Origin of the sequence: Neobacillus cucumis (assembly GCF_016908975.1) — a bacterium.
In the GTDB taxonomy this organism is placed as follows: Bacteria; Bacillota; Bacilli; order Bacillales; family Cytobacillaceae; genus Neobacillus; species Neobacillus cucumis.
In genome coordinates, this window is record NZ_JAFBEX010000003.1 from 1 (window position 1) to 14,060 (window position 14,060).

Below are 14,060 nucleotides of genomic sequence, written 5' to 3' on the forward strand. Positions count from 1 at the left end.
TAAGACGCACCCTGAAAGAAGGCGCTTTTTGCCTTCTTCAGGGGGTGGCTTAGACTCCGAGTCCCAAGGAGCCGCAACTGGATAAGCTTATGACCCGAGCCCCTAGGCGCTGGAGCTAGACAAACCCAAAAGCGCAAGCGCCATAATTAGGGGCGCTTACGCTTTTGGGTTTGTTAGATTTCTATGTCGGCTGAATAAATATGGTGAATAAATCCTGTTTTATCCTCTAACTTTAAAACACCATCTTCCGTAATCCCTAGTGCTATTCCTTCAATTACATTTGTTAATGTTCTAGCCTTGAGGTTTTTACCAATACTAATAGCGTATCCTTCCCATAATAATTTAATTGGGAAAAATCCTTCATCTAAATAAAGCAAATATAGTTTTTCGAAATGCTTAAAAATGCTTTTAATTAATTCAGCACGGGAAATAGTACTGCCTTTTTCAATCGAAAGAGAAGTAGCCGTAGAATGAAGCTCAACAGGAAAATCTTCTAATTTTTGATTGACATTAATGCCCATACCAATGATAACAGAATGAATTCGGTCTGATTCCGCTTGGAGTTCTGTTAAAATACCAGTCATTTTTTTACCATTTAGTAAAATATCATTGGGCCACTTTATTTCTGGTTCCAGCTTTGTGACTTCTTCAATAGCCTGAACAATCGCCACCGCCGTTAAGAGAGTCAACTGAGGGGCTTTTGTAAGGGGAATGTTCGGTCTAAGAATTAAGCTCATCCAAATTCCGCTATACTTTGGAGAATGCCAGCTTCGATTCATCCTGCCTTTTCCAGAGAGCTGCTCTTCAGCTATTACAACCGTACCTTCTGGTACCCCTTCATTGGATAAAAAATGGGCAATTTTTTGTGTTGATTCAACACTTTCTTCATAATGAATATTTTTTCCAATAAAGTTGGTTAAAAGACCCAGTCTAATTTCATCGGCAATAATTGTTTCTGGTGTTTTGATAATCCGATAACCCTTGTTCCTAACTGCCTCTAATGTAAATCCTTCTTTCCTCAACTCTTCCATATGCTTCCAAACAGCTGTTCTTGAACAACCGATTAATTCAGCTAAATATTGTCCTGAAAGAAAGGTATCACCTGCATTAGAAAAGGCATCGAGCAATTTTTTTCTTATTTCTGACTGCACTTGATCAGCCACTCCTTAATCATTTCTTTGTCATTTTGGACGTCCCCAGCCAGAACGGCACATTCAATTTTTAAAAGGGTCTCCCTTAACCAAGGCCCCCCTTCAGATTGAAACCATTCCATGACATCTTTACCGGTTACATTTATATCATGGCGTTGCTTGATCGGCAGCTCATCATAACGCTTTAACCAATATGGCAGGGATAATGTCTCTGTTAAACCTTTTACAAGGTGATATAACTTTTCTGTGGAAGACAAGACCTCTCTTCCTGCCTTATAAAGGTCATATTCAACCCATTCCCTCTCCATCCTCTTTTTAATAAAATACAAAATCTCTTGAATTTCTTTGATTTCTTTAACAGGCAGCTTCCACTCTCGTAAAAATACTTCAGCAGACTTATCTTTTAAGTTTAAATAAAAAAGCAGTAAAGCCCACATTTCGATTTTATTTAAGTTTTTGAATGATATAGAGATGATTTTTTCGATTTGGTCTTTATGGTTCTTTAAACCAGGTAAATACTTATATAAATCAGAGTCAAGCAGCAGCCTAATAGCTTTGTTAGCATTTTCTCCAACAAGCAGTTTTTCAAACTCCACTTTAACTCGTTCCACTGCAATATTTTTTAATAATGGACCCAGATTTTTTATTGCTTCAAGTGTTTCGTTTTCAACCGAAAAAGAAAGCTGACTAAAGAATCTGACCGCCCTCATGATCCTTAAAGCATCTTCCTGGAAACGCTCATCAGGTAATCCAACGGTTTCGATTACTTTTTTCTGAATAGCAGTCTGCCCATGAAAAGGATCAATTAAGTTGCCGTTTCGATCCATTGCAATGGCATTCATCGTAAAGTCCCGTCGTTTCAAGTCATCTTCAAGATTACGTATAAAAGCAACCTCTTTTGGCCTTCGGTAATCTTGATAGGCTCCCTCTGTCCTAAAGGTGGTAATTTCATAGGATTTATTCTGAAAAAGAACAAGCACTGTTCCATGTTCAATTCCAATATCGACAGTTCTTGGAAATATTTCCTTCACTTCGTACGGAGTAGCCGAAGTTGCTATATCTACATCACTAATCGATCTCTTCAATAAATAGTCCCTTACAGATCCGCCAACAAAATAGGCTTGAAAACCTGAAGCCTCGAGCTGTTCAATTATAGGAATTGCCGTTAAAAAAGGCTCTATCATATTATTCACCTTAATTCAATAACTTCCAGTATATCTGCTCATATTGTTCCACAATTTGTTCTGCCTTAAATTTTGTTTTTACAGATTTCAATGACTGTTCAGACATATTTTGATGCAAATCAGAATTGTTTAGGAGGGAAATCGCTTTTTCAGAAATATCGTTAATGTCGCCAACCTCACAAATATACCCAGAAATTCCATGATGGATCACTTCCGGTATACCCCCGACATTTGTTCCAATACAAGGCACACCGCATGCCATAGCCTCTAGAGCCACAAGACCAAAACTTTCCTTTTCAGATAAAAGCAGCATTAAATCACTAATAGAATATAGTTCCTCTAGATTCTCTTGCTTACCTAAAAAGATTACCTTATCTTCTAACGAAAGCTGTCTAACCAATTTACAAACGACCGTCATTTCCGGTCCGTCACCAACCATTAATAATTTGGATGGTATGCTTTCCGAGATTTTGGCAAAGGATTTTATGACATCCGTCACCCTCTTAACAGTACGAAAATTAGAGACATGTATAACTACCTTTTCTTCATCCTTTATATGTAATTGAGTTTTTAAGGAAGTGTCATCTGTTTTATGATAAATCCTTTCATCAATAAAGTTATAAACCGTCTCAATTTCTTTATCAGGATTTATAAGTTCATATGTTTGGTTCACCAAAGCATATGAAACTGCCGTCACAACGTCCGATTTTTCAATTCCAAACTTAATTGCATCTGTTAATGAAGGGTCATACCCAAGTACCGTTATATCCGTACCGTGTAAAGTTGTAACGATTTTTATATCTCTGCTTGACATTTGTTTAGCTAGAATCGCACAAACCGCATGAGGTATTGCATAATGAACATGAAGGATATCCAATTTTTCACGATTAGCAACCTCAGCCATTTTACTTGCTAAAGCAATATCATATGGTGGATATTGAAAAACGGAATATTGGTTAACTTCCACTTGGTGGTAATGAATATTATGATACATTTTATTTAATCGAAAGGGGAGGCTTGATGAGATGAAATGAATTTCATGACCTCTTTCAGCTAACATTTTCCCTAATTCTGTTGCCACCACTCCTGACCCACCAACAGTCGGATAGCATGTAATTCCAATTTTTAGTTTTCGCATTATTCTTCTCCTAGCAAATCATGTTTCAAAACGAGCGGGACTTTTGTCTTAAATCCCTCTGCATATGATACTCCCACAAGTTTTCCAAACATTCTTTCCCTTGCCTCGACTGTCTCAATATAATCGTTCACAAGTGGTGTTTGAACACTCTGAGCTGTTAATTCGAATTGACTTCTATAAGCTCGCAATGCCGCAAGCTTCTTTTCAATCATTTGTGTAATATCAATAGTGAAATCAGGTTTATGGAATCCATTGATCATGTAAAAATACATCTTTTTTACTCGATGAGGTTCATTCCATCCAACCGTTTGATATTTTTTTATTCCGGCAGAAAAAACCGCTTCTTCCACAATCCGTGCGCAATTTCCATGGTCCGGATGCCGATCTTCCAAATATGGAGCAAACACAATTTGCGGTTTGTACTTTCGGATTATTTCTACCACCTTTTGAATATATTCTTCTTTTAAGAATAATCCTCTATCTGGAAATCCTAATGAAGCTCGCACTTGTACACCTAAAATGTCCACTGCCCTTGCTGCTTCTTCCTTTCTTAGTACTACATTCCCATTAGAAGAAAGATCCGCATCAGTTAAATCACAAATACCGATTCGTTTCCCTTCTTCTGTAAGTTTCGCAATGGTTCCACCCATACCAATTTCTACATCATCAGCATGTGCACCAAATGCTAGGATATGTAATTTATTTTCCTCCATTAACATCACCGTTCTCTTTTGCTACATTTCGCCATTCCAATAATCCCAGTTCTAATCCTCTAATTAGTAATTCAGCCGTCCCCATATTTGTAGCAAGTGGAATCGAGTAAACATCACAAAGCCTTACTAAAGCTGTTACATCTGGTTCATGCGGCTGTGCTGTTAACGGATCTCGAAAGAAAAAAATGGCATCCATTTCATCTTTTGCAATCATTGCGCCAATTTCTTGGTCTCCTCCTAATGGTCCGGATTTAAAACGGGTAACCTCTAATCCCGTCGCTTCATTGATCCTCATCCCTGTTGTTCCAGTGGCAAATAATCTGTGTTTGGCAAAAATATTCTGATAGGCAGTAACAAATTGAACTAAATCATTTTTCTTCTGGTCATGTGCGATTAATGCAATATTCATATCTTTTCCCCTATTCTAAGATATTTTCAAGTCCATAAACAAAAGTATTATTCTTCATAACAGTTTCTACAGCAACTTTTACACCCGACATAAATGAGGCTCGGTTATAAGAATCATGTCGAATAGTTAAGGATTGACCATCTGAACCAAATAAAACTTGTTGATGGGCAATTAGTCCCGGTAATCGAACAGAATGAATACGCATTCCGTCAAAGTCCGCACCTCTAGCTCCTGTAATGGTTTCTTTTTCATTTGGATGACCTTGTTTTTTAACTTCCCTTGCAGTTGAAATCATTTCCGCTGTTTTAACAGCTGTTCCTGACGGTGCATCAAGCTTTTGATCATGGTGCAATTCAATAATCTCGACATCAGCAAAATATTTTGCTGCCAGTTGAGAAAATTTCATCATAAGCACTGCACCAATTGCAAAGTTAGGGGCAATGATACAGCCAAGTTCTTTTTCCTGACAAAGCCGTTCTAGTTCTTCTAAATCCTGTTTACTAAATCCAGTTGTTCCAACAACAGGCCGGACATTATAGTTAAGCGCTGTTTTAGTATGGTACATGCCAACTTCCGGTGTTGTTAAATCTACTAATACATCTGCTTTAATCTCTTGCAGACACTTGTCGATATTGGAGTAGACTGGTACATTGGGAATTGATTGAAATCCCTCTACATCACTTAGCATCATTCCATCATTTTTATGATCAATAACTGCAACTAAATCAAAGTGTTCTGTATTAGCAGCTAATGTGACTGCTTCTCTTCCCATACGTCCTCGTGGACCTGCAATAATTATTTTAATCGTATTCATTTCTTCACTCCACACTTTCTTGGTCAATTCTTGTCCAGCGATTTTTATCTCTTGTGTTAAATTTATTCATGACATAATCATGCGCTTCTTCCAGATCTATGTTTAAGGAATTAGCAAAACAAATTGTCACAAAAAGCAAATCCCCGAGTTCCTCTTCAATTGCTTTTTCTGTTTCTGTCGATTTTTTCGGTTTTTCACCGTAATGATGGTTTACTTCTCTCGCCAGTTCCCCCAGCTCCTCTGTAAGCCTTGCGAGCATTGCCAGCGGGCTAAAGTATCCTTCTTTAAATTGGCTTATGTATTGATCTACCTCTAATTGAAGCTCCTTCATCGACTTCCCTTTATTCATACTTACACCTCATTTTCAAAACGGGCTATATGTTAATATGCATATTCCCTTTAATGTTAGCTAAATTCAAGCAGATTTACAAATGTTTTCGCTTTAAAACAGCGCTTTTCCTACCCACATTGCTCTTATGAACCTAATTCGATATAATTAAAACCGCCATAATAGAGTCATAAATGGAAGAGGTTGAAAATTGGATGATTTTTGGACTTAAATTAAAAAATATCGTTTTTATACTCATAGGTTCCGCAATTATGTCTTTTGGACTTGTTAATTTCAATATGCAAAATAAATTGGCCGAGGGTGGTTTTACAGGAATTACACTGTTATTCTATTTTTTGTTTAAATGGGATCCCTCTTACACGAACTTAATCCTGAATATTCCTTTATTTTTTATTGGTTGGAAGCTGTTGGGTCGAAATGCTTTTCTATATACGATTATTGGAACAGTGGGTGTTTCCATTTCTTTATGGATTCTTCAGCGCCATACAATTAAAATGCCTCTTGAGCATGATCTAACATTAGCTGCCTTGTTTGCTGGTGCCTTTACAGGGATTGGATTGGGAATCATTTTTCGTTTTGGAGGAACAACAGGAGGAGTGGATATTATTGCCAGACTTGTCCAAAAATATGCAGGATGGAACATGGGGAAAACAATGTTTCTGTTTGATGCATGTGTAATTGCCGTATCATGGTTTACATACTTAAATTATAAACAAGCTATGTATACGTTAGTGGCTGTTTTTGTCGGTGCAAGAGTAATTGATTTTATACAAGAAGGCGCATACTCTGCAAGGGGAGCCATGATTATATCTGACCAAAATGAGCAAATTGCTGCAAAGATAATGGCTGATATGGACCGTGGCGTAACTGCTCTAAAGGCATATGGTTCATATACAAAAAATGAACGTGAAGTCCTTTATTGTGTTGTTGCTAGAAATGAAATAATCCGTTTAAAAAATTTAATTACGTCAGTGGACCCACATGCCTTTGTATCTATTTCCGTTGTCCATGATGTTCATGGTGAAGGTTTTACCCTAGACGAAAATAAAATGCCAATTGGCGATTAAGAAAAGCGTAAGGCGCTTAGCTTTCGGCGACAAGCACAAGGCGAGCCGGCCGAAAGGTTGTTCTTTAACCTTTTGAACGGATTGTTCTAGATGTGGAGGCGACTGTTCTGGGACGGAGGCATAAGACGAACCCTGTAAGAAGGCGTTCTTTGCCTTCTTCAGGGGGTGGCTTATGACTTGAGTCCCAAGGAGCCGCAACTGGATAAGCTTGTGACCTCGAGCCGATGGCGGCTGGAGCTGGACAATTCTCGTGTCGAAAATGCTTATTCATATAAAAAAATGTCACCTTATTTGAGGTGACATTTTAATCATTGTTTCTATTCATTCCTGTAAAAATTAACACAAGCCTTAGTAATTCTAATACGGCTACAGCAGCTGCTGCTACATATGTTAATGCGGCTGCATTTAAAACTTTTCTTGCTTCTCTTTCTTCGCGATTCCCAATTAAGCCAAGAGAAACCACTTGATTCATTGCACGGTTGGAAGCGTTAAATTCTACTGGCAATGTAACAATTTGAAAGAGAACAGCTGCCGCCATAAAGAAAATTCCAATCAAAAGAAGCCCGCTTAAATGAGCCAATATTCCGATCATAATTAGAATCCAAGAAGCATTTGAACCAAGATTAGCAACCGGAACTAATGCGTGGCGAAACCTTAGAAACGCATAACCTTCACCGTCTTGAATGGCATGTCCACATTCATGGGCAGCGATTGCAGCCGCGGCAATTGAATTTCCATGATAATTTTCAGGTGAGAGACGAACGGTTTTGCTTCTTGGGTCATAATGGTCACTTAAAAAACCACGCCCTTCTTCCACCGCAACATTATATAGTCCATTTGCATTTAGAATTTCTCTTGCCACATCAGCACCTCTTCGATAAGTCGAAGTAGGTACACGTGAAAACTTAGCAAATGTATTTTTCACTCTCATTTGTGCCCATAAGGGAATGAAGACAATAATAGCAAAATAAATAAGATACATAATGACCTCCAAATCAGCACTTGATGTTAATATCATATAGTTGACCGATTCGATGCGTCAATCTTTTTGGTCCCTAGAGCGATTTTTCCGCAGTTCTTTATCTCCTTGATACTTTCTCCAGCCAACATATGATAATGTCATGATAATGATGCTCCCTGTAGAAATAATTACCCACCACAACGATGGATCAGCCTCATCATCTTCCATATTAGCAAAAAGATTTTTCAGGTCAGTATCAAGGGCATCAAGCTCTTGTTGACTTTTCGCGTCACTAACCACTTGTGATTGATATTCGTTTATAAAATCAATCCGTGCATCTAATCTTTGAATATTTTCCACAGGAACATCTATTTTCATACTTGGATAAATAACGTTATATAGGTTTAAAAAGGTATTAAAATTAGAATGAAAGTGGGCTGAATCTCCCATTAAAGCAGCATCTTTTGCCTGGTGAAAGGCAGTCATGATTTGATCTTCCATTGCTGTCCATAAAGGTTGATGACTTGTTGCTAACGCATCAATAACAAGCCGAAACTTGGTTAGTTTATTAAGCCTTTCCTCATATTTCATGTTGGGGCTAACTGCAGCTTCCATTGCTTCATCATGAGAGGTGTTAACAATTCTAACCTCGTCCATTGATAGTGGTTCTTTTGCTCCAGTTATACTTGTAAACTGGTCAGAAAAATAATCAAGCAATTTTTTTGCATCATCATATCTTTGAAACTTCACCATTTGAAGAGCCTCATCCGAAATATCATCGAGCTTCTCCATTGGCGATTGCTGTTCCGCATTAACAGTTATGGGAGTGAGCATCATGATAATTGCTAATAAATATAACCATTTGAATTTCAATCGTTGTCCCCCCTTTCATTTCTATAAAATGTATGAAAGGTTGGACAAGGTTAGACCATGTTTAACTATTAATTTTTAGTTTAAAACGGTCGGGTCTTATTCCTAAATAGTAGGCAAGACCAATGGAGATACAAGACAGCCAAAATGTAAAATAACCGATTTGCGGTATAAATTTATCTAACATATGATAGCTCGGCAGCATAAAAAAGACATAATCAATTACGTCATTATGTAGTGTCCAAATAGCAGTTACAACTAAATGCCACATCTTAAAACGATAAAATGGAGCAAAAAGAATCCCTTGGACAGCCATTGCAAAATGTGAAAAAATCAGCATATATCCAACCCAATCTAGTTCTCCTTGTACTAGGAATACAAGAATGTTCATAACTACTGCCCAAATCCCATATTTAAACAATGTGACCATCGCCAAGGCTTCCATTAATGGCCAATTCTTTTTTAGTAAATACGCCAAGAGGACAAAAACAAAAAACAAACTTGCTGTTGGACTATCCGGTACAAAGGCCAAAAAAACAGGTGGCGTTTCTTTCAATTGCCAACCATACCAATAATATCCATAAACAGTTCCAGCAATATTAATTAATAATAAAAGTTTTAATACCGATCGACTAGATAGGAGAGGGTAAATCCACCCCACATATACTCCTCCTTTTATTTAGAAAAGCCAAAACACCTGTTTTACGCACAACAAGACTGAACTTGACATTTCTATAAGTATTTTATTTCAAGAAAAAAGCTGACGATTCACCGCCAGCTTTTTATTCATTAAGTTATTTTTTACCAAGACCTGAGATATATTCAGATAGCGTTTTAAGTTCAGCGTCAGTCCCTTTAAAAACACCTGGTGGCATCTTACCGTCTTTACCTTGTTTAGCAATCTTAGCAATCTGATCAGGAGATAATCCTGTACCTATTAGCGTTGGCGCACCGGCCCCGCCTTGGAAACTGTCACCATGGCAGGTAATACAAGTATTAGCTTGTGCAATTTTATACCCAGCACTAGTCTTGTCAATCTCCACTTTAGCGACAATTTTCCCTTGACGCTCTGCAGCTGCCCAGTCATGCGTCGCAACGGACTGCCATGTTAAGAACACAATAGCCGCTAATGCAAGTAGCATAAATCCTGTTGCCAATGGGCGCTTTCTTGGACGGCGTTCAGGTCCTCGGTCAAGGAATGGTGCTAATAATAATCCACCAAATGTTAAACCTGGTATTACCATTGCCCCAATAACTGTATACGGACCAGAAGCAAAAGAGTATTTTAATAATTGATACAAGAACAAGAAATACCAGTCAGGTAATGGAATATATCCCGTATCTGTTGGATCCGCAATCCTTTCAAGCGGAGCCGGATGGGCTACAGTTAAGCATAAATAACCGACAAGGAATACTGCTCCTACCATCCATTCTTTCAAGAGAAAGTTAGGCCAGAATGCTTCTGTTTTACCAGGATATTCAGAGTAATCTTTCGGAAGTTTTGGCGTCCGCATTTCTGGTGCTGGAACACGCGAATCACCAACAAACTTCATACCTTTACCGCGATGCATTAAGCAATCCCCTCCTTTTTTCTGTAATAACTGTTACATTTCAGAAAAAACTAATTTTAAAGTGGTCCAGAGATACCTTGTCTACGAATCATGATAAAGTGTGCTGCCATTAAAGCAAACAACACTGCAGGCAGGAAGAATACATGGATTGCAAAGAATCGGGTTAATGTTTGAGCACCAACTATATGTTCATGTCCTGCTAGTAAAACCTTAACATAGGATCCTATGAACGGCGTTGCTTCAGCAATTTGCAAACCTACCTTTGTAGCGAACAGCGCTTTCATATCCCAAGGTAATAAATAGCCCGTAAATCCTAAACCCAACATGACGAAGAAAATAAGTACTCCGACAATCCAGTTTAATTCACGAGGTTTTTTATAGGCACCTTGGAAAAAGACGCGCAGTGTATGTAAAAACATCATTACAAGTACTAGACTGGCTCCCCAGTGATGCATCCCACGGACGATCTGTCCAAATGCAACTTCGTTTTGCAAATAATAAACTGATTCCCACGCATTTTTAATATCCGGTACATAATACATTGTTAAGAACATACCAGAAAGAATTTGAATAACTGTAACGAAAAATGTTAGACCCCCAAAACAATAGACAAACGCTGAAAAATGATGCGCAGGGTTCACATGCTCTGGTACTTCATGATCTGCGATATCGCGCCACAATGGCGTAATATCTAAACGTTCATCTACCCAATCGTAAATTTTGTTTAACATGATTACGCCTCCTTCCGTGGTTGAGCTTTACCTAAATAAAGATAGCCGCCCTTTTCCTTGTATGGGTATTCATCAAGCGGGGCTGGCGGCGGTGTACCAGGAATATTGGTTCCATCCTTCTCATAGCGTCCAAAATGGCATGGACAGAAGAATTGGTTAGGATGATCCTTGTTAGTATTCCAGGCCACAGTACATCCTAGGTGTTTACAAATTGGAGAAAGGGCTACAATTTTGTCCCCATCCTTATAAACCCAAGCAGTATTGGTAACATCTGACTCATACCATGCATCCTTTTGTTTAAAGGTAAAGTCTACACGAACTGGTTCACTGGTTAATTCAGAAACCTTTTGTTTTGTTGCGATGAAATCTCCGGCTCCTTCACCTTTTAAAACAGGATCAACAGCAAATCTAACCATTGGCATTAACATACCAGCAGCCATGAAACCGCCTACACCAGTTAGAGTGTAGTTTAAAAATTGACGTCTTGATACGCGCTCTTTACTCAAGCTTATCCCCCCTTTGTTCAAAGTTCCAGTCCATCGGACACAATTCAAACACTTATAAAACTAGGACATAACAATGATATATCAATCCTCAAGTAAGGTCAATATCATACTATTTCAAAAACTCATAATATAGATTGTTTTACTAGTTTTGATTCCATTGCTGTGTAAAAATTGAAAATACCTGTTTCACTTGACTATCAATTACCTCCATTTTTTGAGGCTCACTCATATTTCCAAGTGGAAGGGACGGAAGCCATAGCAAAGATCCAGCTAACCTATTCTCATACATACGCCAATCCAGCTCGGAAGTTATGTAAAATATATGCTTAAATTCACTATTTAAAACGTTTTCTCCCCATTTGATTAACTCATCTAGTACATTTTCCATGTTATCACTTTTCAGATAAGTAAATGGAGGGAATAATAAGATTCTCCCTGTAAATTGCCTTTCAAGATAACCTGTCAAAAGAGTTATAAATTCAAATGCAGCAGCAGACTGTTTCATCTCCTCTCCAAAAGATAAAGAGTATACTGGAATAACCGCGGTATCAATGTACTCTTTTGCACTTAAGTACGTTTCTACCTCTTGAGGTATCCATTTCATCATTACACCAACCTTTTTATTCACTAATTCTATCATATCACTATCTGATAAAAATTTAAAAGGTAAAATGGATAATTTTGAAATTATTGTTATTAATTGAAAAAAGAAGCCTGCTTAATGCAGACTTCCCCTTTCTTGAGTTTGAGTTAATTTATTTAATTTTTCTGTTAGCATTTGAAATGTTTGATGATCCTGACGATCAAGAGCTTCATCAATAAGCTCCATTAATTTCTCACGTTGGAAACGATCAATGCTGTATTGCAATAATTGTTCCGCAATAATTCCATCCTTTTCATTTACTTGCAAATGTTTCGGTACATATGGATTTTCTTCTAATACAGCTGCATATTGGTGTGCCTGATTCGAAGCGTGAAAGTTTAATTGAATAAATATATCCTCATCTCGATTCAGCCGAATATCGTGAAAGGATTTTTCTGCATCTGTTGTCATAACATTTTCTTTATAAAAACGAAACGGCACTTTATCAACACAATGTGTAGACATAATGAGACCGCGGGGACAATATTGTGCTTGCTCAACAAAATGCACTTTTTCCATTAATTGGTCGTGACTCATTAGATAATTAAGAATCCAAACACATTCTCTTCTTTTTAATTGATAGTGATTTAGAAACCAGCGAATAAAGTCTTTCTTCTCGTTGACAGAAACAGGGGTTGTCATGGTAGTTTCCCTCCTCTGCATAATCAGCTTTTTTAATTGTTTACATCTGTAAGTCGTTCTAGCAAATCCAGATACTCTACATTTGTGGGGTCCCCTATTAGTAGCTGTTTAAAAATTTCGGCGGCGCGTTCGTTTTTTCCTTCTTCTACAAGAAAATATCCATAATCCTGTAAAAATGCCTCATTATTCTTAAAAAAAGTATATGCACTTTCATATTTGTCTAATGCAAAAGAATATTCTTCAAGCTTATCGTAGGCTAGGGCTGAATCCCAAAGAAGCTGAGGTTCCTCTTCACCATGTGTATCTAATTGGGAAATTAAATCAATGATATCTTCGTACCTTTCCTGCCGGAAAAAAATCTGATTAAGCGTTATGGCAGCTTCCATAAATCCAGGGTCTAGAGCCAGTGCCTCACGAAAATATTGTTCTGCTTCCTCTTCATTTCCAAGTTTTAAACACATTTTGCCGCCATAGAAAAATAATTCTTTATTGAATTCATCCTGCTTAATACCTTCTTTAATAGAGTGTAAACTATTTTCGATCTCTTCTTCTCGCTCATAGGCTTTAGCAAGATGTAGATATAGAGAATGGTATTCCGGGTCAAGCTCTTTTAATTCATTAAACTTTTCAATCGCTGTACGGTTATATCCTGCTTGGAGTGCTGTAAAAGCATAACCAAAAAGAGTATTAATCTCTAATTTTTCCCCTAATGCTTGATCATAGTAGGAGAGAGCCTCTTCGAAAGCACCTGATGCGCTTAATAAATCTGCCATTCTTCCATGGATATTTACTCCGGCAATTTCATCCTCTTCCTTTAACACTCGCTCGTATGCATTTTTGGCCTTTATGACTTCACCTTGCTCACTGTAGAGTTCTCCTAACGCAAAATCAATAATAACCTCTTCTGGCAGCAACTCTTTTGCTTTTAATAACTTTCTTTCACATACTTCATAAAGTCCCTGAACTTGATATAAATCTGCTAACAATAACAGAGACTGTCCAAAATGTGCATCTTGTTCCGCTATTTTCTCTAATACCAGGATTGCTTCTTCTTCTTCCCCTGCTTCCACTAAAATTTCACCTAGCAGGACAAGCAGTTCACCCTCTTCGGGATAAGTTTTTAGCAAGCTTTCAATTAATGCCTTTGCTTCATCTAAAAAACCATAATGATAAAGTTCCTCTCCGAGAAGAAATTTTTCTTCTGGATTACCGCTTAGTAATACATCATTATATTCATTTAATGCCTCTTTATGTTGGCCGTTTTCTAACATTTGAATAATTTTATTTACTCGTTCCATTGGCTCTTACCTC

17 protein-coding genes are annotated in these 14,060 nt (G+C 37.7%); 1 reads left to right on the top strand and 16 read right to left on the bottom strand.

The annotated features are described in order from the left end of the window. Positions 1–173: 173 nt before the first annotated feature. From JOC76_RS04150 to JOC76_RS04180, 7 genes are read right to left on the bottom strand one after another with little or no spacing between them, the layout of a single operon-like run. The gene (locus JOC76_RS04150; RefSeq protein WP_205176680.1) at positions 174–1,151 is read right to left on the bottom strand and encodes a biotin--[acetyl-CoA-carboxylase] ligase; all 978 of its coding nucleotides are present in this window, start codon (positions 1,149–1,151) and stop codon (positions 174–176) included. Then, a complete protein-coding gene (locus JOC76_RS04155; RefSeq protein ID WP_205176341.1) occupies positions 1,136–2,335 on the bottom strand; it encodes a CCA tRNA nucleotidyltransferase in 1,200 nt (399 codons plus the stop codon). The genes JOC76_RS04150 and JOC76_RS04155 overlap by 16 nt, the downstream gene beginning before the upstream one ends. A gap of 10 nt (positions 2,336–2,345) precedes the next feature. After that, positions 2,346–3,473 (bottom strand): N-acetyl-alpha-D-glucosaminyl L-malate synthase BshA, encoded by a 1,128-nt coding sequence (gene bshA, locus JOC76_RS04160; RefSeq protein ID WP_205176342.1) that lies wholly within the window; start codon positions 3,471–3,473, stop codon positions 2,346–2,348. Next, on the bottom strand, positions 3,473–4,186 hold the full coding sequence (gene bshB1, locus JOC76_RS04165) for a bacillithiol biosynthesis deacetylase BshB1 (protein ID WP_205176343.1): 714 nt from the start codon (positions 4,184–4,186) through the stop codon (positions 3,473–3,475). Before bshB1 ends, bshA begins: the two co-directional genes overlap by 1 nt. Beyond that, positions 4,173–4,595, bottom strand: coding sequence for a methylglyoxal synthase (mgsA, locus tag JOC76_RS04170; RefSeq protein WP_205176344.1), 423 nt, complete (start codon positions 4,593–4,595; stop codon positions 4,173–4,175). Before mgsA ends, bshB1 begins: the two co-directional genes overlap by 14 nt. Before the next feature lie 10 nt (positions 4,596–4,605). Next, positions 4,606–5,409 carry a 4-hydroxy-tetrahydrodipicolinate reductase gene (gene dapB / locus JOC76_RS04175; protein WP_205176345.1) on the bottom strand — a complete coding sequence of 268 codons (804 nt, stop codon included), beginning with the start codon at positions 5,407–5,409 and terminating at the stop codon, positions 4,606–4,608. Positions 5,410–5,413: 4 nt separating this feature from the next. Then, the gene (locus tag JOC76_RS04180) at positions 5,414–5,758 is read right to left on the bottom strand and encodes a nucleotide pyrophosphohydrolase (RefSeq protein ID WP_205176346.1); all 345 of its coding nucleotides are present in this window, start codon (positions 5,756–5,758) and stop codon (positions 5,414–5,416) included. A gap of 194 nt (positions 5,759–5,952) precedes the next feature. Here JOC76_RS04180 and JOC76_RS04185 point away from each other — a divergent pair, with 194 nt between their 5' ends. After that, entirely contained in the window at positions 5,953–6,825 is an 873-nt protein-coding gene (locus tag JOC76_RS04185) for a YitT family protein (protein WP_205176681.1), read from the top strand. Positions 6,826–7,129: 304 nt separating this feature from the next. Here JOC76_RS04185 and JOC76_RS04190 read toward each other — a convergent pair whose 3' ends face one another. The 9 genes from JOC76_RS04190 to JOC76_RS04230 form a co-directional block, all read right to left on the bottom strand. Further along, a complete protein-coding gene (locus JOC76_RS04190) occupies positions 7,130–7,807 on the bottom strand; it encodes a zinc metallopeptidase (RefSeq protein ID WP_205176347.1) in 678 nt (225 codons plus the stop codon). A gap of 57 nt (positions 7,808–7,864) precedes the next feature. Then, positions 7,865–8,659, bottom strand: coding sequence for a sporulation protein YpjB (gene ypjB / locus JOC76_RS04195; protein WP_205176348.1), 795 nt, complete (start codon positions 8,657–8,659; stop codon positions 7,865–7,867). Between the two features lie 61 nt (positions 8,660–8,720). Next, positions 8,721–9,317 carry a lipoprotein heptaprenylglyceryl N-acetyltransferase LhaT gene (lhaT, locus tag JOC76_RS04200; RefSeq protein ID WP_205176349.1) on the bottom strand — a complete coding sequence of 199 codons (597 nt, stop codon included), beginning with the start codon at positions 9,315–9,317 and terminating at the stop codon, positions 8,721–8,723. Between the two features lie 133 nt (positions 9,318–9,450). Further along, entirely contained in the window at positions 9,451–10,227 is a 777-nt protein-coding gene (locus tag JOC76_RS04205; RefSeq protein WP_205176350.1) for a menaquinol-cytochrome c reductase cytochrome b/c subunit, read from the bottom strand. 56 nt (positions 10,228–10,283) lie between these two features. After that, the gene (gene qcrB, locus JOC76_RS04210; RefSeq protein WP_205176351.1) at positions 10,284–10,958 is read right to left on the bottom strand and encodes a menaquinol-cytochrome c reductase cytochrome b subunit; all 675 of its coding nucleotides are present in this window, start codon (positions 10,956–10,958) and stop codon (positions 10,284–10,286) included. A gap of 2 nt (positions 10,959–10,960) precedes the next feature. Then, positions 10,961–11,470: a Rieske (2Fe-2S) protein gene (locus JOC76_RS04215; RefSeq protein WP_205176682.1), complete on the bottom strand. Its 510-nt coding sequence runs from the start codon at positions 11,468–11,470 to the stop codon at positions 10,961–10,963. A gap of 136 nt (positions 11,471–11,606) precedes the next feature. Beyond that, positions 11,607–12,071, bottom strand: a complete 465-nt coding sequence (locus JOC76_RS04220) for a YpiF family protein (protein ID WP_239557546.1) — start codon at positions 12,069–12,071, stop codon at positions 11,607–11,609. 111 nt (positions 12,072–12,182) lie between these two features. Next, entirely contained in the window at positions 12,183–12,749 is a 567-nt protein-coding gene (locus JOC76_RS04225; protein ID WP_205176352.1) for a ReoY family proteolytic degradation factor, read from the bottom strand. A gap of 32 nt (positions 12,750–12,781) precedes the next feature. Then, positions 12,782–14,047, bottom strand: a complete 1,266-nt coding sequence (locus JOC76_RS04230) for a tetratricopeptide repeat protein (protein ID WP_205176353.1) — start codon at positions 14,045–14,047, stop codon at positions 12,782–12,784. Positions 14,048–14,060: the final 13 nt, after the last annotated feature.